Source organism: Streptomyces rectiviolaceus, assembly GCF_039533825.1.
Taxonomy (GTDB): domain Bacteria; phylum Actinomycetota; class Actinomycetes; order Streptomycetales; family Streptomycetaceae; genus Streptomyces; species Streptomyces rectiviolaceus.
In genome coordinates this window covers 6,238-25,230 of the sequence record NZ_BAAAUG010000124.1, presented here as the reverse complement: position 1 = coordinate 25,230, position 18,993 = coordinate 6,238, and the positions used below count along the sequence as shown (strand labels likewise).

General features: G+C 69.8%; 19 protein-coding genes and 1 pseudogene. 14 read left to right on the top strand and 6 right to left on the bottom strand.

The features are described from left to right. Together ABD378_RS30785 and ABD378_RS30780 are read right to left on the bottom strand one after the other, a co-directional pair. The coding region (locus tag ABD378_RS30785) for a DEAD/DEAH box helicase (RefSeq protein ID WP_344526121.1) at positions 1-1,000 on the bottom strand (1,000 nt) is incomplete at its 3' end. A gap of 4 nt (positions 1,001-1,004) precedes the next feature. Next, complete coding sequence (locus tag ABD378_RS30780; RefSeq protein ID WP_344526119.1) at positions 1,005-1,835, bottom strand: class I SAM-dependent methyltransferase; 831 nt, start codon at positions 1,833-1,835, stop codon at positions 1,005-1,007. A 409-nt stretch (positions 1,836-2,244) separates the two neighbouring features. Here ABD378_RS30780 and rpsA point away from each other — a divergent pair, with 409 nt between their 5' ends. Beyond that, positions 2,245-3,771 carry a 30S ribosomal protein S1 gene (gene rpsA, locus ABD378_RS30775; RefSeq protein WP_344526117.1) on the top strand — a complete coding sequence of 509 codons (1,527 nt, stop codon included), beginning with the start codon at positions 2,245-2,247 and terminating at the stop codon, positions 3,769-3,771. 172 nt (positions 3,772-3,943) lie between these two features. Here the strand turns inward: rpsA and ABD378_RS30770 are convergent, their stop codons facing one another. Next, on the bottom strand, positions 3,944-4,933 hold the full coding sequence (locus tag ABD378_RS30770) for a right-handed parallel beta-helix repeat-containing protein (protein ID WP_344526115.1): 990 nt from the start codon (positions 4,931-4,933) through the stop codon (positions 3,944-3,946). 250 nt (positions 4,934-5,183) lie between these two features. Between ABD378_RS30770 and ABD378_RS30765 the strand changes: the two genes are divergently transcribed. From ABD378_RS30765 to ABD378_RS30750, 4 genes are all read left to right on the top strand, one after another. Further along, positions 5,184-6,122, top strand: coding sequence for a PAC2 family protein (locus ABD378_RS30765; protein ID WP_344526113.1), 939 nt, complete (start codon positions 5,184-5,186; stop codon positions 6,120-6,122). A gap of 71 nt (positions 6,123-6,193) precedes the next feature. Next, positions 6,194-6,796: a dephospho-CoA kinase gene (gene coaE / locus ABD378_RS30760; protein ID WP_344526111.1), complete on the top strand. Its 603-nt coding sequence runs from the start codon at positions 6,194-6,196 to the stop codon at positions 6,794-6,796. A 13-nt stretch (positions 6,797-6,809) separates the two neighbouring features. After that, complete coding sequence (locus ABD378_RS30755; RefSeq protein ID WP_344526109.1) at positions 6,810-7,193, top strand: DUF3592 domain-containing protein; 384 nt, start codon at positions 6,810-6,812, stop codon at positions 7,191-7,193. A 76-nt stretch (positions 7,194-7,269) separates the two neighbouring features. Then, complete coding sequence (locus ABD378_RS30750) at positions 7,270-7,656, top strand: tetratricopeptide repeat protein (RefSeq protein ID WP_344526107.1); 387 nt, start codon at positions 7,270-7,272, stop codon at positions 7,654-7,656. On the opposite strand, the gene ABD378_RS30745 is transcribed toward ABD378_RS30750, so the two are convergent. Next, positions 7,653-7,913: a DUF6343 family protein gene (locus tag ABD378_RS30745; RefSeq protein WP_344526191.1), complete on the bottom strand. Its 261-nt coding sequence runs from the start codon at positions 7,911-7,913 to the stop codon at positions 7,653-7,655. The genes ABD378_RS30750 and ABD378_RS30745 overlap by 4 nt on opposite strands. 264 nt (positions 7,914-8,177) lie before the next feature. Here ABD378_RS30745 and ABD378_RS30740 point away from each other — a divergent pair, with 264 nt between their 5' ends. From ABD378_RS30740 to ABD378_RS30730, 3 genes are all read left to right on the top strand, one after another. Next, complete coding sequence (locus ABD378_RS30740; protein WP_344526189.1) at positions 8,178-9,080, top strand: acyltransferase domain-containing protein; 903 nt, start codon at positions 8,178-8,180, stop codon at positions 9,078-9,080. A gap of 70 nt (positions 9,081-9,150) precedes the next feature. Next, positions 9,151-9,843: a class I SAM-dependent methyltransferase gene (locus ABD378_RS30735; RefSeq protein ID WP_344526187.1), complete on the top strand. Its 693-nt coding sequence runs from the start codon at positions 9,151-9,153 to the stop codon at positions 9,841-9,843. A gap of 177 nt (positions 9,844-10,020) precedes the next feature. Next, positions 10,021-10,506: a DoxX family protein gene (locus tag ABD378_RS30730; protein ID WP_344526105.1), complete on the top strand. Its 486-nt coding sequence runs from the start codon at positions 10,021-10,023 to the stop codon at positions 10,504-10,506. Between the two features lie 90 nt (positions 10,507-10,596). Here ABD378_RS30730 and ABD378_RS30725 read toward each other — a convergent pair whose 3' ends face one another. Then, positions 10,597-11,019 carry an RNA-binding S4 domain-containing protein gene (locus tag ABD378_RS30725; RefSeq protein WP_344526103.1) on the bottom strand — a complete coding sequence of 141 codons (423 nt, stop codon included), beginning with the start codon at positions 11,017-11,019 and terminating at the stop codon, positions 10,597-10,599. Between the two features lie 224 nt (positions 11,020-11,243). On the opposite strand from ABD378_RS30725, the gene ABD378_RS30720 reads away from it, so the two are divergent. The 4 genes from ABD378_RS30720 to pip are packed head-to-tail and all read left to right on the top strand — an operon-like array spanning position 11,244 to position 16,350. Then, positions 11,244-12,632 (top strand): M20/M25/M40 family metallo-hydrolase, encoded by a 1,389-nt coding sequence (locus ABD378_RS30720; protein ID WP_344526101.1) that lies wholly within the window; start codon positions 11,244-11,246, stop codon positions 12,630-12,632. Further along, positions 12,629-14,155, top strand: a complete 1,527-nt coding sequence (locus ABD378_RS30715; RefSeq protein ID WP_344526099.1) for a YfcC family protein — start codon at positions 12,629-12,631, stop codon at positions 14,153-14,155. Before ABD378_RS30720 ends, ABD378_RS30715 begins: the two co-directional genes overlap by 4 nt. Next, positions 14,152-15,351 carry an MFS transporter gene (locus ABD378_RS30710; protein ID WP_344526097.1) on the top strand — a complete coding sequence of 400 codons (1,200 nt, stop codon included), beginning with the start codon at positions 14,152-14,154 and terminating at the stop codon, positions 15,349-15,351. Before ABD378_RS30715 ends, ABD378_RS30710 begins: the two co-directional genes overlap by 4 nt. 45 nt (positions 15,352-15,396) lie before the next feature. Next, a complete protein-coding gene (pip, locus tag ABD378_RS30705) occupies positions 15,397-16,350 on the top strand; it encodes a prolyl aminopeptidase (protein WP_344526095.1) in 954 nt (317 codons plus the stop codon). Between the two features lie 183 nt (positions 16,351-16,533). Here pip and ABD378_RS30700 read toward each other — a convergent pair whose 3' ends face one another. Beyond that, positions 16,534-17,190, bottom strand: a complete 657-nt coding sequence (locus tag ABD378_RS30700) for a GntR family transcriptional regulator (protein WP_344526093.1) — start codon at positions 17,188-17,190, stop codon at positions 16,534-16,536. A 161-nt stretch (positions 17,191-17,351) separates the two neighbouring features. Here ABD378_RS30700 and ABD378_RS30695 point away from each other — a divergent pair, with 161 nt between their 5' ends. Together ABD378_RS30695 and ABD378_RS30690 are read left to right on the top strand one after the other, a co-directional pair. Further along, positions 17,352-18,821, top strand: a complete 1,470-nt coding sequence (locus ABD378_RS30695; protein WP_344526091.1) for an NCS1 family nucleobase:cation symporter-1 — start codon at positions 17,352-17,354, stop codon at positions 18,819-18,821. After that, positions 18,821-18,993, top strand: a pseudogene (locus ABD378_RS30690) (aspartate/glutamate racemase family protein); the annotation flags it as partial. The gene ABD378_RS30695 and the pseudogene ABD378_RS30690, both read left to right, overlap by 1 nt.

Below are 18,993 nucleotides of genomic sequence, written 5' to 3'. Positions count from 1 at the left end.
GGCCGGCCGCCTGCGAAGCCCGTACGGTCGTCAGCGCGCTCAGCCCGCGCGCGTGGTCGACGCGGGGCTCACGCGCGAGCCCCGAGTCGACGACGACTCGCACCCCTGGCACCGTCAGGGACGACTCCGCCACCGACGTCGCGAGGACCACCCGCCGCGCGCCTCCCGCCGAGCCCGCGAGCACCGCGTCCTGCACCGCCGCGGGCGCCCGCCCGTGCACTTGCAGGACCTCTGCGGGCGCGTCCCCCAACTGCCCGGCCACGCGCGCGATCTCACCGACACCGGGCAGGAAGCACAGCACGTCCCCGTCCCGCTCGGCAAGCGCCCGCCGCACCACCGAAGCCACATGCGTGAGCAGCGCCGGATCCACCCGCATCCCGTGCGGCGGCCGCACCGGACGTACGGGCGGCGCCCAGACGACCTCGACCGGATACGAGGTGCCGTGTGCCTCCACCACGGGCGCGTCCCCGAGGATCCGCGCCCACCCCTGCGCGTCCGTCGTCGCGGACGCGGCCACAAGGCGCAGCTCGGGCCGCAGCGCCGCCCGCACATCGACCAGGAACGCCGCCACGGTGTCGGCGTCGAGATGCCGCTCATGACACTCGTCGATGATCACCACATCAACACCGGTCAACTCCTGGTCTCGCTGCAGCCGTTGCAACAGGACACCCGTGGTGACGACCTCCACGCGCGCGTGGCGGCCCACCACACGCTCACCGCGCACCGTGTACCCGACGCTCTCCCCGACCTTCTCGCCGAGCAGCCAGGCCATCCGCCGCGCGGCGGCCCGAGCGGCGATGCGCCGGGGCTCGGCGACCACCACACGACGTACAGGCCCGTCCCCGAGAAGCCCCGCGAGGGCCAGCGGCACCAGCGTCGTCTTGCCCGTACCGGGAGGCGCGCACAGCACGGCGCTTCCCGGCCGCTCCAGAGCGGAACGCAGAGCGGGCAGCGCGCTGCGTACGGGCAGGTCCAGGGCGTCGTTACGGAGACGGATCACGCACTCAGTCTCGTACGCAGACGAAGATCGCCGACCCCGGGATCAGATTTCCGCGCAACGGGGACCAGCCGCCCCACTCCTGGGTGTTCCACGCGGGCCACTCCGGCTCCACCAGATCGACGAGGCGGAAACCTCCGGCCACCACGTCCCGCACCCGGTCGCCGATCGTCCGATGGTGCTCCACGTAGACGGCGTTTCCTTCCTCGTCCTGCTCTACATAAGGAGTGCGGTCGAAGTAGGAGGCCGCGACCGACAGACCCTCGGGCCCCGGCTCGTCGGGGAAGGCCCAGCGCATCGGGTGCGTCGCCGAGAACACGAAGCGGCCGCCGGGCCGCAGCACGCGGTGCACGTCCTTGAGCACCCGCACCGGATCGGCCACGAACGGCATCGCTCCGTAGGCCGAGCACACGAGGTCGAAGCTGCCGTCCGCGAATGGCAGCGCCCCCGCGTCCGCCTCCACCAGCGGCACCCCGCCGCCGATCCGCAGCGCGTGCTGCAGCTGCCGGTGGGAGAGGTCGAGGGCGACCGGGCGCGCGCCCTGCGCGGCGAGCCAGCGCGAGCACTGCGCCGCACCCGCGCCGATCTCCAGGATGTCCTTGCCCTTCAGCTCCTCGGGCGGACCGAGCAGCTCGGCCTCCACCTCGTCGAGCCCTTCGGGACCCCACACGAAGCGGTCGTCACCCAGGAAGGTGCCGTGCTCGATCTGGTAGTCGTCCGCGTTCCTGTCCCACCAGCCGCGATTGGCGCGACTGCTCTCCGTGACATCGGCGTCACGGCGGGTTGCTTCCGGTTCGGGCGTCTCGGGCAGCTCGGACTCTTGGATGATCGGCTCCATCGTCGTACTCTTCCGTCTGGCTCGGCGGGGCTGGTCGGTGCTCCTCGCAGCGGGACGGTGGCGAGGCGGGCCGAAAGCGGCTGCGGCAGGGCGCTGTGCGGCCCGTGTGGCCTCATGCGACAGCATTTGTGCCGGGTATGCGGCGTTCCGCCCTGGGTGTGCGCCTTCGCGCATTGACCGTGTCCGGCTGCCCCCGTATGCTACAAGTTGCGCTGCGAGCCTGCCCTCCTCAGACCTAGCAGGATGCGCTCGCGTCTGTTGTATGTCCCCTCGGTTGTCGAGGCGCCTTCCGTTTCTTCGGAAACTCAGGAATCGGCGCTTCCCAGGCTGTCCGGCTTCTTCAGAGCGAAATCGGCTCCGGCGCTAGCAGTACCTACGACTCACCGTCCGTACCGGAGCCCTTTCCCACATGACGAGCAGCACCGAGACCACCGCCACCACGCCGCAGGTAGCGGTCAACGACATCGGTAACGAGGAAGCCTTCCTCGCCGCGATCGACGAGACGATCAAGTACTTCAACGACGGCGACATCGTCGACGGCGTCATCGTGAAGGTCGACCGGGACGAGGTCCTGCTCGACATCGGTTACAAGACCGAAGGCGTCATCCCGAGCCGCGAGCTCTCCATCAAGCACGACGTCGACCCGAACGAGGTCGTCGCGGTTGGTGACGAGATCGAGGCCCTGGTTCTCCAGAAGGAGGACAAGGAAGGCCGTCTGATCCTGTCCAAGAAGCGCGCTCAGTACGAGCGTGCCTGGGGCACGATCGAGAAGATCAAGGAAGAAGACGGCATCGTCACCGGTACCGTCATCGAGGTCGTCAAGGGTGGTCTCATCCTCGACATCGGCCTCCGTGGCTTCCTGCCGGCTTCCCTCGTCGAGATGCGCCGCGTCCGCGACCTCCAGCCCTACGTGGGCAAGGAGCTCGAGGCCAAGATCATCGAGCTGGACAAGAACCGCAACAACGTGGTCCTGTCCCGCCGTGCCTGGCTCGAGCAGACCCAGAGCGAGGTCCGTCAGACCTTCCTCACGACCCTGCAGAAGGGCCAGGTCCGCTCCGGCGTCGTTTCCTCGATCGTCAACTTCGGTGCGTTCGTGGACCTCGGCGGCGTCGACGGTCTCGTGCACGTCTCCGAGCTTTCCTGGAAGCACATCGACCACCCCTCCGAGGTTGTCGAGGTCGGCCAGGAAGTCACCGTCGAGGTTCTCGACGTGGACATGGACCGCGAGCGCGTGTCCCTGTCGCTCAAGGCGACGCAGGAAGACCCGTGGCAGCAGTTCGCCCGCACGCACCAGATCGGGCAGGTTGTTCCCGGTAAGGTCACCAAGCTCGTTCCGTTCGGTGCGTTCGTGCGCGTCGACGAGGGCATCGAGGGCCTGGTCCACATCTCCGAGCTGGCCGAGCGCCACGTGGAGATCCCGGAGCAGGTCGTCCAGGTCAACGACGAGATCTTCGTCAAGGTCATCGACATCGACCTCGAGCGTCGCCGGATCTCGCTGTCGCTGAAGCAGGCCAACGAGTCCTTCGGCGCCGACCCGTCGGCCGTCGAGTTCGACCCGACCCTGTACGGCATGGCCGCGTCCTACGACGACCAGGGCAACTACATCTACCCCGAGGGCTTCGACCCCGAGACGAACGACTGGCTCGAGGGCTTCGAGACCCAGCGTGAGGCTTGGGAGGGTCAGTACGCCGAGGCGCAGACGCGCTTCGAGCAGCACCAGGCCCAGGTCATCAAGTCCCGCGAGGCGGACGCCCAGGCCGAGGCAGAGGGCGCTGCGGCTCCCGCTTCCTCGACCGGTGCCCCGGCTGCCGGTGGCAGCGGTGGCGGTGGCGGCGGCGGTTCGTACTCCTCGGAGTCGGACGACAACTCCGGCGCCCTGGCGTCGGACGAGGCGCTTGCCGCGCTGCGCGAGAAGCTCGCCGGCGGCCAGAGCTGAGGCTCGCCTCTAGGCGGTTGTAGCAGCTGAATACTGCGGGCCCGCATCCCTTCGGGGGTGCGGGCCCGCAGTGCGTCTCCGGGGGGCCGGGGCCGGGGCCGCTGTCTGCTGCGCGCCGGTGGGGGCTGGGCGCGCAGTTCCCCGCGCCCCTGACGGGGCGCCCCGGCAGGCGTTACGGAGTCACCGTGATGTTCGTCAGGCCCTTGCCGCCCGTCACCGTGTTGCTCGCGTACACCGTCGTCTTGCAGCTGCCGCTGAAGTTGGTCACGTTGATCGCCAGCTGCTTGTCGCCCGTCGAGCCGGACAGGTTCGACTTGTTGCCGCGGAACACCGTGCCGCAGCCCCAGCCGGACTGCTGGCTGTGGGTCTCGTAGCCGTTGTTCGTGGTGTTCTTGCCGGTGTTGTTCTCGATGACGTAGTTGTTGCCCTTCACGTCGATCCACGAGTCGTCGTAGTGGTTGCCGGTCAGGCCCTTGCCGTCGAAGGTGTTGCCGGTGACCTTGCCGCCGGTGGTGCCTTCCTTGATGTCGATGGCCTCGCCGCCCACGTCGGGGCCGATCGTGTTGTTCAGGATCTGTACGTGGTCGCTCTTGTCGGAGAGCGTGTTGGCGCTGCCCACGTAGACGCCCTCTCCCATGCCGCGGCCGTCGTTGCCGGTGTCGTAGATCTTCGAGCCCTTGATGACGCCGTCGGTGCTCGACTTCCGGAAGTGGACGCCCTCCATGTCGAGGCCGTGGACCGTGACGGTGTCGACGGTGACGCCCTTCGCGGAGTCGATCATGATGCCTTTCTGGCCGCCCGTGACGGTGAGGCCCTTCACCGTCCAGTAGGAGGCGCCGTTCAGGTGGAGGCCGTATCCGCCGCCCGCCGTGAGCACCGCCTTCGAGGAGCCGGTCAGGGTGATGCGGGCGCCTGAGCTCGCGGCTGTGCTCGCCTTGAAGTTTCCGGTGTACGTGCCGTCGGCGAGGTGGATCGTGTCGCCCGGGGAGGCGCTGGTGAGCGCGGACTTGAGCTCGGCCGCCGTGGAGACCTCGATGGTCTCGGCGGCGTTCGAGACGGGGGAGGCGGTGGCCACGACGGCCAGGCCTCCGGTGACGGCACTCGCGGCGAGTGCGGTGAGCGCTGTGAGTGCGGAGATGAGCAGGGTGCGTCGGGTGCGCATGTGGGGTGACCCTCCGGTTCTTGTACGTGAACACTGGGTGTGCACATGAACGTAGAGGTGGGTCATGTTCGCGTCAAGGTCTGGACCAGCCTGGGGTGTGAGCCCGGCCGCTGACGCGAACTCGGGCTCCCCTCGCAGCTGTTCAACGTGACGTAAGAAGCCGCTGTGAAGAGACGGAGGAGGGAATGCCCACGCCCTGGCAGGCGTTCTGCTGTACGAGTCACGACGAAGAGGGCGAGGAGCGGTCACAGTGCTTGATCCGCAGGGTTTGTACGCATGGGAGCCGAAGGGCCTCGCCGTCGTCGACATGGCGCTCGCCCAGGAATCGGCCGGACTGGTCATGCTCTACCACTTCGACGGCTACATCGACGCGGGCGAAACCGGCGACCAGATCGTCGAACGGCTCACGGACAGCCTGCCCGGTCAGGTGGTGGCGAGCTTCGATCACGACCGGCTCGTCGACTACCGCGCGCGCCGCCCGCTGCTCACGTTCCGGCGCGACCGCTGGACCGACTACGAGGTGCCCACGCTCGACGTGCGGCTGCTCCAGGACGCCACGGGCGCGCCCTTCCTGCTGCTCTCCGGGCCCGAGCCCGACATCGAGTGGGAGCGCTTCGCCGCGGCGATCGGACAGATCGTCGAGCGGCTCGGCGTGCGCCTCTCGGTGAACTTCCACGGCATTCCCATGGGCGTGCCGCACACCCGGCCCGTGGGCCTCACGCCGCACGGCAACCGCACCGACCTGGTGCCCGGACATCGCAGCCCCTTCGACGAGGCGCAGGTGCCGGGCAGCGCGGCTTCGCTCGTCGAGTACCGCCTCCTGGAGGCGGGTCACGACGTGCTCGGTGTCGCCGCGCACGTCCCGCACTACATCGCGCGCTCCGCGTACCCGGACGCCGCTCTCACGGTCCTGGAGGCGATCACCGCCGCGACGGGCCTCGTGCTGCCGACCGTCGCGCACGGCCTGCGCACCGAGGCGCACCGCACCCAGACCGAGATCGACCGGCAGATCCAGGAGGGCGACGAGGAACTGGTCGCCCTCGTGCAGGGACTTGAGCACCAGTACGACGCGGCGGCGGGCGCCGACGCGCGCGGCAACATGCTCGCGGAGCCCGTGGACATCCCGTCGGCCGACGAGATCGGCCAGGAATTCGAGCGCTTCCTCGCCGAGCGTGAGGGCGACGCGTAGCCGAGGCGGCAGGCGTGGCCAATGCGTAGTCGAGGGGGCGGAGAGTAAAGCCACCCCCTAAGCTGCCGGTCATGCTGAAGGTGGGCCTGACCGGCGGTATCGGCGCCGGCAAGAGTGAAGTATCGCGTCTCCTCGTCGCGTCCGGAGCCGTGCTGATCGACTCCGACAAGATCGCGCGGGAAGTGGTGGAGCCGGGAACTCCGGGCCTGGCGAAGGTCGTTGAGGCCTTCGGCCGGGAGATCCTCGCTCCGGACGGCACCCTCGACCGGCCGAAGCTGGGCTCGATCGTCTTCGCCGACCCGCAGAAGCTCGCCGTCCTGAACTCGATCGTGCACCCGCTGGTCGGCGCCCGCTCCGCAGAGCTGGAGGGGGCGGCCGCCAAGGACGCGGTGGTCATCCATGATGTGCCGCTGCTCGCGGAGAACGCCCTCGCGCCGCTCTACGACCTCGTGGTCGTCGTCGACGCGAGCCCCGAGACCCAGCTGGAGCGTCTCGTGCGGCTGCGCGGCATGAGCGAGGAGGACGCCCGCGCGCGGATGGCCGCCCAGGCGACGCGCGAGAAGCGTCTGGAGATCGCGGACGTCGTGATCGACAACGACGGCCCGCTGGAGGGCCTGGAGCAGCGGGTCGGTGCCGTATGGGCGGACCTCGCGCGGCGGGCGCGGACGGCCTAGAGGGAGGCGGGGAGTGGTCGTACTGGCGGTCTTCACCGCCCTGGGCGGCCTGGTCGCTCTGCTGGCCGGAGCGTACGGCCTGCGGCAGACCCGGCACATAACGAACGCGGGCGAGGTGGCGCAGGCGCTGGTCAAGGCGGTGCAGCCGGGTGCCGAGCGGCCGATGCTGCAGTTCGAGACGGGGGACGGGCGGGTCGTCGAGGTGGTGTCGCCGGTGCCACCGAGCAGAAAGCGGACGCTCGCCCCGGGGGACCGGGTGCGCATCGCGTACGACAGCGACGACCCGCGGGAGGCCGTCGTGCTGGGGCGCGAGCGCCGGGGCATCGACCGGGGATTCGTGGCGGCGGGCGCGGCGGTGCTGCTGCTCGGGCTTGTGCTGACGGTCCTGGCGCTGTGAGGCTGCGAGTGGAACTGACGGAATAGGCGTCGGCGTGACGGGCGTTGACACAGAGCAGCGAGGGAAGGAGTCACGCGTGCCCGAAATTACCCCGGAGACCCATGTCATCGACTTCCGTGCGGCGGAGCAGCTCCTTGCCGCGCGGGATCCACGAGGCGCGGTGAAGCTGCTCGACACGGTCATCGCGGCCCACCCCGAGAACACGGCCGCGCGGCTGCTGCGGGCCCGTGCCTTCTTCGCCGCCGCTCAACTGCGCGCTGCCGAGCTCGAGTTCAGCATCGTCCTGGAGCGCGAACCGGACAACGCGTTCGCCCATTTCGCGCTGGCCCGCACCTACGAACGCGGGGCGCGGCCCGACCAGGCCCGGCGCCACTTCCGCCTCGCCGCGGCGCTCGATCCGCAGCCGGAGTATTTGGCGGCGGCGCGCTTCGACGACGGCGACGGCGCGGGCGCCGACGGTTAGCCGGTCCTCGGGGGGTCGTACGGCGGGATGTCGCGGCCCGGCTGGTAGTGCGGCCCCTGGTGGATGTGGTGCAGGATCACCGCCATGTCGGCGGTGACGATCAGCCACAGCACGCCGCAGGCCGCCGCCCATTCGGGGCGTCCCACGAGGGCGAAGGCGACGGTGCCGAACGTGGCCCAGATCAGACCCCACACGCTGAACCAGAAGCGCATCCGCAGAGGACTGCGCGCGGTCACCGGCTCACTGCCTGTGCGCATCATGAGAGGTCATCTCCTCCCTCTCCTCCCTCCCCCCTCTCCTCGCCCTTCTCCACCCTCTCCACCCTGCTCCCTGTGCTTCTCCACCTTCCAGGATCCACCCGTGGGTGGTGGACCGGAAGGGCCGGAGGCTTCAAGATCGTAGATGTGTCGATCGGGGGTAAGGCTGTGCTGGACGTACTGAGGAACCGGGCGAGGGCGGACGAGCGGCTCGCCGCGTGGCTGAAGGATCTCGAGGGCGCCGAGGCGCCACGGGCCGAGGCGGTGCTGCCCTCGGCGGACGAGCTGCCGGACGTGCTGCTCGACCTGGCGGTGCCGCACGAGGACATCAACGACCTGGTGGCCCTGCGCCGGCGTCTTGTGGGGGACCCGGAGGCGCGGTGGCTGCTCGACCGCAGCCTCGCCGGAACGGTGCGGGACATGGGGAAGCCTGGCGCGGGCCCCCAATACCCCGCACTGCCCGTGGAGCTGGGTGCGCTCGGCACCTTCTTCTACGTGTACGTCTTCGTGGCGGCGCTGCCGTACGTACGCGCCTATCACCGGAGCCACGGCATCCCGGACGACATCTCCCGCCGTACGCTCGCCGACCTCGGACGGCACATCGCGGTGCACCGCAGGGCGCGCGGCGGTCCCGGGCTGCTGCACCCGAGCTGGAACTCCCTGCATTTCCGGGGTGAGCTCTACCAACTGGGGAGGCTGCAGTTCCAGCGCGCCGTGCTGGGGGAGCGGATGGGCGGGGCGGTGGCCGCGGCGGGGCATTCCGCGGGCCGCGGTGACCCCTGTCTGAACCTCCACATAACCGACTTCCGGGGGCCGCTCTCCCCGGAGGCCTGTGATCGGTCGATGGCGCTGGCGCGGGAGTTCTTCGCGCGGCACTTCCCGATGGAGCGATATGAGACAGCCGTGTGCCACTCCTGGCTGCTCGATCCGCAGCTGAAGCGGTATCTGCCGACGGACGCGAACATCGTCCGCTTCCAGGAGCGCTTCCGCCCGGCGGCGGGCTATGAGCGCGAGCCGGAGGACAGCGTTCCCGTCGCCTTCGTCTTCGGCGACCAGGACCTCCCGGTGGCCGAACTGCCAAGGCGGACAAGGGTGGAGAGGGCCGTGGGGGATCACTTGCGGGCGGGAGGCCATTGGTATGTGGAGCATGGCTGGTTCCCGTTGTAGATCGCGGGGCCACGGGGAGAGGTGGGAACGGGCCCCCGAAACGCTTCGTTGACGGGGCATGACTGCTGAGATGCGTGAGGGATACGAGGGGACGGGCCCCGGAGCGATCACGCCGGACGGCTGCGCGGTGGACCTGTACGCCCGCCTGGCCGTCGGGGACGAACCCGATGTCATCGCCGGTGCGGTGCCGGCCGGGGCGCACATTCTGGAGCTGGGCAGCGGTGCGGGGCGGGTGACGCGGCCACTGCTCGAGCGCGGGTTCCGGATCACGGCCGTGGACGAGTCCGCCGAGATGCTGGAGAAGGTCTCCGCGCTCGACGGGCGGGTGCGCACGATCCGGAGCCCGATCGAGAAGCTCGACCTGGAAGAGCGGTTCGAGGTGGTGATGCTCGCATCGTTCCTTGTGCACAACGGCGATGTGTCGGTGCGGCGCGGGATGCTGCGGGCCTGTCGGAGCCATGTGACGGACGACGGCTGTGTGCTGATCCAGCGGGAGGGCGCGGACTACCACACGAACCTGCCGAGGGAGCGGGTCGACCCCGCTGGGTACACGGTGCGGATCTTGTCGGCGGAGCCCGTGGGCGAGGGGGTGGACGAGGTCCGCGCGGAGTACGTCTTCCCGGACGCCGTATGGACCCAGACGTTCCGCGCCCGGCCGCTCACGAAGGAGCAGTTCGAGCAGGCGCTGGAGGAGGCCGGGCTGAGGGTCGACAAGTACCTGACGGAGGACGGGATTTGGGTACGGGCGGTTCCGGTTCGCTGAGGCGGGTCCGCAGAGGGCTTGGATTGCGCGGATGGGGGAGGCGGTGGCGCGGGATGGGGTGGGCAGGTGGCGTAACGCCCCGCGGAGATGGTGTGCCGCTCGGGCGATGAGTTCCGCGGGGCGGGCCGGTCTATCTCGGTGACAGCACAACAGCCCCTGCTCACCGAGGAGATCACCATGACCACAGCCACCACCGCCACCGTCCGCACCGCCGCCACCGAGGGCTCCGCCGCCACCGAGGGCTCCGCCGCCACCGAGGGCTCCGCCCTCGCCGGCCGCCGCTCCGTCCGCATCACGCTGCGCACGCTCCAGGTGGTGCTCGCCCTGTTCTTCGGCCTCGCCAGTGGGGTGCCGAAGCTGATCGCGCACCCGACGGCGGTCGAGGCCTTCGAGAAGCTCGGGTGGGGCGATCCGGGGATGTACACGATCGGCGCGCTGGAGGTGCTCGGTGGGATCGCGCTGTTGGTTCCGGTGCTCAGTTCCGTCGGCGCGACGGCTCTCATCGGGCTGATGGCCGGTGCGTTCATCGTGAGCGTCGCCGCGCTCGGCGGGGAGAACGCCGCCACGCCGCTGATCCTGATCCTGCCGCTGGCGTGGATCGCCTGGGCGCGGCGCGGGCAGACGGCGGAGCTCGTCCGTCTCCTCCTGCGGCGCGGGGAGTGAAACGCGGCGCACCGGGCCGGAGTTCCGTCCCCGTGTCGAAGGCCCACCGGGTAACGCCGGTGGGCCTTCCATGCGGGGACGGGCCCGTGGCTAGCCCTCGGAGCCGCGCAGCCGTTCCATCTCCCGGCGGTCGCGCTTGGTGGGGCGGCCCGTTCCGCGGTCCCGCACCCCGGCGGGGGCCACTGCCTCGCGGGGCGGCGGGGGAGGACTGTTGTCGATGTAGCACTCGATGGCCACCGGAGGGCCTACGCGCTTGCGGATGAGGCGTTTGACGACGACGACGTGTTCGCGGCCGCCCGCGTGGCGCAGGCGCACCTCGTCGCCGACGTGCACGCCGTAAGCGGGCTTCACACGCTCGCCGTTGACCCGCACATGGCCGCCCTTGCAGGCGGCCGCGCCCATGGCGCGGGTCTTGACCAGGCGTACGGACCAGATCCAGGCGTCGATCCGCACGGAACCCCCGCCCGCGACACCGCCTGTACCCGCGCCACCACCTGAAGTCTCCGAAGCCATACCCCGACTTTAGTGCCTGCCCGGCGGTTCAGGGCCGGGGTCGTGATGCCTGTGCGGCACCTCGCGGGCATGGCAGCTCAGCAGGGCGGGCGCTGCGCCGCAGCAATGCGACAGCCGTGCGGCATCCTGCCCGCACGGCGAGCCGTTCGGGAACCGTTCGCCTCGGAGTCTGATAATTCGGGCTAATCACCACAAAGCCGGATGCAGACCCAGGGGTGCCGCCTATGAAGCTCGAAGCCACCGTCGATGACCTGATGGACACGTTGCGCGCCGACCTCGAACGGCTCGCGGCGATCCCCTCGATCGCCTTCCCCGGCTACCCGGCCGCGCCGGTGCGGGAGGCGCACGATCTGCTGGTCGAGCTGTTGCGGGGAGCGGGGGTCCCGACCGTCGAGCGGCTCGACCTGCCGGACACCGCACCCGTGATCTACGGGGAGATCCCGCCGCCGACCCCCGACGCGCCGACGGTCCTGCTCTACGGCCACTACGACGTCCAGCCGCCCGGCGACGAGAGCCTGTGGAAGTCGCCGCCCTTCGAGCCGACTCCCATCGACGAGGCGGGGAGCGGCCTGCGCGCCCGCGGCATCGCGGACGACAAGTCCAACGTCATCGCGCACCTGGGAATGCTGCGGGCCTACGGCGGCCGCCCGCCCGTCGGGATCAAGATCGTCATCGAGGGGCAGGAGGAGTACGGCAGCGCCTTCGACGACTATCCGCCCACCGACCCGGAGCGGTTCGCCTGCGATGCCATGGTGGTCGCCGACCTCGGCAACCTCCGGCCCGGCACCCCCACCCTCACCACCGCCCTGCGCGGCGCGTCCGAGGTCGTCGTCGAGGTGCGCACCCTCGACGAGCCGCGCCACAGCGGGGAGTTCGGGGGCGCGGCGCCCGACGCGCTGCTCGTCCTCCTCAAGGCCCTGGCCACCCTGCACGACGTACACGGCGATGTGGCCGTGGAGGGGCTGCGGCGCGAGGACTGGAGCGGCACGAGCTACACGGAGGACGAGTTCCGCTCGCTCGCCGGTGTGCGCGACGGGGTGCCGCTCGTCGGCAGCGGCAGCCTGGGCGAGCGGCTCTGGAGCGGCCCCGCGATCACGGTGATCGGCCTGGACGCGCCGAGCGTCGAACATGCCGCGTCGGCCGTCGTGCCGTACGCACGCGCCAAGTTGAACCTCCGCTTCCACCCCCGCCAGGACCCGAAGGAGGCGCAGGGCAAGCTGGTCGATCACCTGCGCTCGCTCACACCGTTCGGAGTCCACCTCACCGTCACGCCCGGCGACACGGGCCCCGGCTACGAGGCGGCCACCGGCGGCCCCGCCTACCGCGCCGCGCGCGCCGCGCTCAAGGAGGCCTGGGGCGAGGACGCCTCGTTCGTGGCGACCGGCGGCTCCATCCCTCTGGTCAACGGCCTCGCGAAGGCGGCACCCGGCGCCGAGGTCCTGCTCTTCGGCGCCCAGGACAGCATGTGCAACCTGCACGCCCCGAACGAACGCGTCCTCTTCTCCGAGCTGCGCAACACGGTCGTGGCCATGGCTGCCTTCGTGCGTGAGTACGCCGCCGACTTCGGTGGCTCCGGCTCCGGCTCCGATGCCGCCGGGGAGCGCCGCGCATGAGTACCACCGCGGCCGATCCCGGAACCGAAGAGCCGCAGCACAAACGCAAGTTCACCTTCCCCAGCGCCCTGACCATCCTCGCGATCGTCACGGTGGCCGTCTGGCTGCTCGCCTTCCTCATCCCGTCCGGCGCCTACGACCGCAACGACAAGGGCGCCCCGGTCGAGGGCAGCTACCACCGTGTCGACTCGGGCCAGAGCTTCGTCGACCGGCTGAACGACCTCTTCCTCGCCCCGGTCAACGGCCTGTACGGCATCCAGGACGAGAAGTCGGGCGTCGTCGGGCCCGACATGGCCGGTGAGCTGTACGGCAGCGCGGGCGTGTTCCTCTTCGTGCTCGCCATCGGCGCGTTCATCACCGTCGTCTTCGCCACCGGCGCCCTCGACCGAGGCATCGGCCGCCTCGCCCACCGGCTGCGCGAGCGCGGCGCGATGCTGATCGCGGGCGTGATGCTCGTCTTCTCCGTCCTCGGCACGGTCGAGGGATTCGCGGAGGAGACGCTCGGCTTCTACGGCCTGATCGTGCCCCTGATGCTCGCCCTCGGCTATGACCGGATGGTCGCGGTCGGCGCGATCATCCTGGGGGCCGGGATCGGCGTGCTCTGCTCGACGGTCAACCCGTTCGCCACCGGAGTCGCCTCTTCCGCCGCGGACATCTCGCTCGGCGACGGCATCGTGCTGCGGTTCGTGATGTGGATCGTCCTGACCGCGGTCACCATCGCCTACGTCATCCACTACGCGAAGCGCGTACAGAAGAACCCGGAACGCTCCCTCAGCGGTTTCCTGCCCGGTGACCGCGAGCAGACCGCCGCCGACGCGGGCGAGGTGCCGGAGCTGACGCGCCTGCACAAGGCCATCCTCGTCGTGGTCGCGCTGGTCTTCGCCTTCATGATCTTCTCCGTGGTGCCCTGGGCGAGCGCGCTCACGGGCGACGCGGACGCGAAGCCGTACGGCTTCGAACTCGGGTGGTCCTTCCCGCAGCTGGCCGCGCTCTTCCTCTGCGCTGCCGTGCTCGTCGGGTGCGTGGCGCGGATGGGCGAGCAGAAGCTCAGCTCGACGATCACCCAGGGCGCGGCCGACTTCATCTCGCCCGCCCTTGTGATCGTGCTCGCGCGCGGCGTCACGGTGATCATGAACAACTCGAAGGTCACCGACACCGTCCTGCACTCGATCGAGGGCGTCGTGAAGGGCACGTCGTCCGGCCTCTTCGCGATCATCGTCTTCGTCGTGAACCTGCCGCTGGCCTTCCTGATCCCCTCCACCTCCGGCCACGCGACCCTCGCCATGCCGATCCTCGCCCCGCTCGCCGACTTCGCCGGGGTCTCGCGCTCGGTCGTCGTCACCGCATGGCAGGCCGCGAGCGGCTGGATGAACCTGTGGGTGCCGACCACTGCCGTGACCATCGGTGGCGTCGCGCTCGCGAAAGTCGGCTACGACAAGTACCTGCGCTTCGTCTGGCCGCTGCTCGCCATTCTGTTCGTACTGATCTGCGTCTTCGTGGCGCTCGGAGCGGTGATGACATGACAACCAACTCACCAGCTGTAGCCGCTCGGCCTTCGGCTGCCGCGTACCGCAATCTCGCCGTGGCCACGGTCGGGTTCACGCTCACCTTCTGGGCGTGGGACCTCATCGCGCCGCTCGGCAGCGACTTCGGGGACCGGCTCGGACTCTCGTCGTTCGCGCAGTCCCTCCTTGTGGCCGTGCCGGTCATCGTCGGCTCGCTGGGCCGCGTCCCGGTCGGCGCGCTCACCGACCGCTACGGCGCCAAGCGGATGTTCCCGCTGATCTCGGCGCTCACGATCGTGCCGGTGCTGCTGATCATTCCGGCCAAGGACAACTACGTCGCGATGCTCGCGGTCGGCTTCCTGCTCGGCCTCGGCGGAACGACGTTCGCGATCGGCATCCCACTGGTCAACTCCTGGTTCCCGCCCGCGCACCGCGGTTTCGCCCTTGGCGTCTTCGGGATGGGCATGGGAGGCGTGGCGCTCTCCGGGTACTTCACGCCGCGGATCGCCAAGCACGGCGAGAACCTGCCGTTCCTGGTCGTGGCGATCGCCCTCGCCGCGTTCGCGGTGATCGCGGCGCTGCTCATCACCGACAGGCCCGACCGGCCGGTGCCGACGAGCCCGCTCACGACCCGGCTCGGGGAGGCCGGGCGACTGCGGGTGACGTGGGAGCTGTCCGCGCTGTACGCGATCGGGTTCGGCGGGATCGTCGCCTTCGGGGTCTATCTGCCCACGTATCTGAAGACCTGGTACGACCTCTCGCCCACGGAAGCGGGCACGAAGGCGGCCGGTTTCGCACTGGTCACCGTCATCTTCCGCCCCATCGGCGGCTGGCTCTCCGACCGGATCCACCCGGCGACGGTCACCTCGTTCGCGCTGGCCGTCGTCGCGGTCTTCGCCATCGCGCAGGCCTTCGAACCGTCGCTGAATCCGGGCGGCACGATCTGCTTCCTGGTCATGGCGGCGGGGCTCGGCACGGCGAGCGGCAGTGTCTTCGCGCTCGTCTCACAGGTGACGCCACAGGCACAGGTCGGATCCGTGACGGGCATCGTGGGAGCGATGGGAGGCCTTGGAGGCTTCGTCCCGCCGCTGGTCATGGGGGCGATCTACAGCGCCAAGGACTCGTACTCGATCGGATTCATGCTGCTCTCGGATCTCGCGCTCGCGGGATGTGTGTACGCCTACGGGCGGATGCGGGGGCTGCGGGCCGGGTAACCGAGTGGCCTGTGGGGCGTGCGGTGCGCGGGCTATCTTCGGCCGATGGGCCTTTATCCGGAGATCGAGCCGTACGACCACGGCATGCTCGAAGTCGGCGACGGAAACCGCGTGTACTGGGAGGTCTGCGGCAATCCGCTGGGCAAGCCGGCGGTGGTGCTGCACGGGGGGCCGGGGTCGGGGTGCACGCCGTTCTTCCGGCGGTACTTCGACCCTGACGCGTATCGCGTGGTGCTCCTGGACCAGCGCGGGTGCGGGCGTTCGACGCCGCCCGCGAGTGATCCCCGTACCGACATGAGCGTCAACACGACGGGGCATCTGCTGGCCGACCTGGAGCTGTTGCGGCGGCACCTGGGGATCGAGCGGTGGCTGGTGTGGGGCGGGTCCTGGGGATCGGTGCTGGGGCTCCGGTACGCGCAGACGCACCCCGAGCGGGTGTCGGAGCTGGTGCTCACGGGGCTCGCCACGGGGAGCCGGGCCGAGGTCGAGCTGCTGACCCGGGGGCTCGGGCAGATCTTTCCCGCTGCGTGGGAGGCGTTCCGGGACAGGGTCCCGGAGAGGGAGCGGGACGGGGATCTGGCCGCTGCGTACAACCGGCTGCTTGAGTCGCCGGATGCGGAGGTGCGGGCTGCCGCCGCGCGGGCGTGGACCGACTGGGAGACGGCGTTCGCGTCGCAGGCGCCTCGTTCTGTTCCCCGGTACGAGGACGAGGCCTTCCGGGCGGGATTCGCCCGGACCGTCACGCACTACTTCGCCCACGACCATTGGCTGGGCGGGGACGAGGTCGTCCTGCGGGATGCGGGGGCGCTGGCCGGGATTCCGGGGACCCTGGTGCAGGGGACTCTCGACTTCGGGAATCTGGTGGGGATTCCCTGGCGGCTTCAAAGCGCTTGGCCCGGCAGTGAGTTGATCCTTGTGGGGGATGTCGGGCACAACGCGGGGGCGCGGGGGATCGCGGAGGAGCTGGTGGCGGCGACGGATCGGTATCGGGTGGGGTGAGGGCGGTCCCTGCGGGGCTGGAGGGCCTCAATCTCCCCCAAGCTCTTAGAGAGCAGGGGGGACCCCCATCCGGGCTGGACATATCCAGCCCGGCCGAGATCATTCAGCCCGTCCGGCGGTTGAGGACGAACTCGGCGAAGCCGGTGATGACAGTACGCGGGGGAGGTCGGGGGAGGAGGGGGGCTATTCCTGCTCCTCGCCGAACAGATGCCGCACCGTAGACCGGTAATTGGTCCGCACATGCGCCAGCGCCACGTCCCGCGCGCGCCCCGCATCCCCCGAAGCCACCGCCTCGTACAACTCCCGGTGCTCCGCAAGGAGATGCGTCCACTCCTCGTTGCGTCGCGTCATCCACCGCAGCCGGCCGTCCACCGGTTCCATGACCGACGTCAGCAGACCGTTCCCCGCCATCGCCAGGAGGCGGTCGTGGAAGCGCGTGTTGATGTCCGTGATCGCCTCCGCGTCCGCCGTGCGCGTCGCCTTCGCGGCGCTGTCGAGCAGGGCGGACAGTTCCGCGAGGCCCTCCTCCGTGGCGCGTTCCGCCGCGCGCCCCGCCGCGAACACCTCCAACGCCTCGCGCAGTTCGAAGAGTTCGGTCACATCGGTACGTGTGAGGCGGCGGACCACGGTCCTGCGCGGGGTCTCGAAGGTGACGAAGCCCTCGGCCACCAGGGCCCGGATCGCCTCGCGGACCGGGACCCTGGACACCCCCAGGCGCTCGGCAAGCTCCCGTTCGACCAGGCGGTCGCCCGGGCCGAGGCGTCCGGCGATGATCTCCTGCCGCAGCTCGGCGAGCACACGTTCGCGCACGGCGGCCAGCGGCTGCTCCACGGTCGTCATGGGACCCATCATTGCCGAACCCCGCATCGATTTACCGATTCGTAACCGTACGGACATTGCCGGGCGCGGCTGAGGGCGGGAGCATGACGGAATCTTTGGTATACCAAACTTTGGTATACCAAAGGACGCCGCAACCTCCGTCCCCTTTCGCAGGAGGCCCCGTGTCCCTCACCCAGCGCGCCGACGCCCCAGGCGCCGCGACCGACTTCGTGCCCGATCCCCGCCTCACCAACGAAGACCTCGCCCCCTCCGCCGAACGCAAGTGGAAGGTCTTCGACCTCTTCGCCCTGTGGATGTCCGACGTCCACAACCTCGGCAACTACACGTTCGCGGCCGGTCTGTTGGTCCTCGGTCTGAATGTGTGGCAGATCTTCACCTCGCTCCTCGTCGGCTTCGTGCTCATCTACGTCGGGATGAACATGATGGGGCGCATCGGCCAGCGCCACGGCGTGCCGTTCCCCGTCGTCAGCCGCATCAGCTTCGGTGTCTGGGGCGCCAACATCCCCGCCCTGATCCGGGCCGTGATCGCCATCATGTGGTACGGAATCCAGACCTATCTGGCCTCCATCGCGGTCAATGTCATGCTGATCGCCGCCTTCCCGGGGCTCGACGCGTGGACCGAGCACTCCTTCCTCGGGCTGCACGCCCTCGGCTGGTGTTCGTTCGTCGCGCTCTGGCTGGCGCAGGGGCTGATCATGACCCGAGGCATGGAATCCGTACGGAAGTTCCAGGACTTCTGCGGGCCCGCGATCTGGGTCGTGATGATCGCCCTCGCCGTGTGGATCCTCTGGAAGGCCGGGTGGACCATCTCGCTCACCAGCACCCCGAACCCGGTCTCCACCGGCGAGCAGGTGCGGCAGTGGTTCGGCGCCATCGGTCTCATCCTCGCCACCTACGGCACGCTGATGCTCAACTTCTGCGACTTCTCGCGCTTCGCCCCCGACTACCGCACCGTCAAGCGCGGCAACTTCTGGGGCCTTCCCATCAACTCCACGGCCTTCGTGATCCTCTCCGTCATCGTCACCGCGGGCAGCCTGGAGGTCTTCGGCAAGGCCATCACCGACCCCGCCGAACTGGTCGCCGAGATCGGCAACACCTGGGTGCTGATCTTCGGGGCGCTCACCTTCGCCGTCGCCACGATGGGCGTGAACATCGTGGCCAACTTCGTCTCGCCCGCGTACGACCTCGCCAATGTCTGGCCGCAGAAGATCACCTTCAAGATCGGCGGGATCATCTCCACGGTCGCCGCGCTGCTCGTCACGCCGTGGAACCTCTACTCCAACCCGACCGTCGTGAACTACTTCCTCGGCGGACTCGGCGCCTTCCTGGGGCCGCTGTTCGGGATCATCGCGGTCGACTACTTCTGGGTGAAGCGCGGACGCATCGACGCCGAAGCGCTCTTCAAGGCAGAGCCGGGATCGCCGTACTACTACAAGAAGGGCGTCAACCCGAAGGCGCTCGCGGCGTTCGTGCCGACGGCCGGGTTCGCGGCGGTGTGCGCGCTTGTGCCGTTCTTCGACTACGTGGCGCCGTACTCCTGGTTCATCGGGACCGCCACGGCCGCGCTGCTCTACGCCGTGCTGTGCCGCGCCGAGCGGACGGCGGCGCTCGCGGATGCGGTGGAGGGCTAGTGCGCATCGTCGTCACCAACTGCAACACGACCCGGGCGATGACCGAGGAGATCGTGGCAGGTGCACGGGACGCCGCCGCCCCCGGCACCACGATCACCGGGCTCACCCCCGCCTGGGGACCGGAGTCCGCCGAGGGGTGGCTCGACAGCTACCTCTCGGCGGGCGCCGGCCT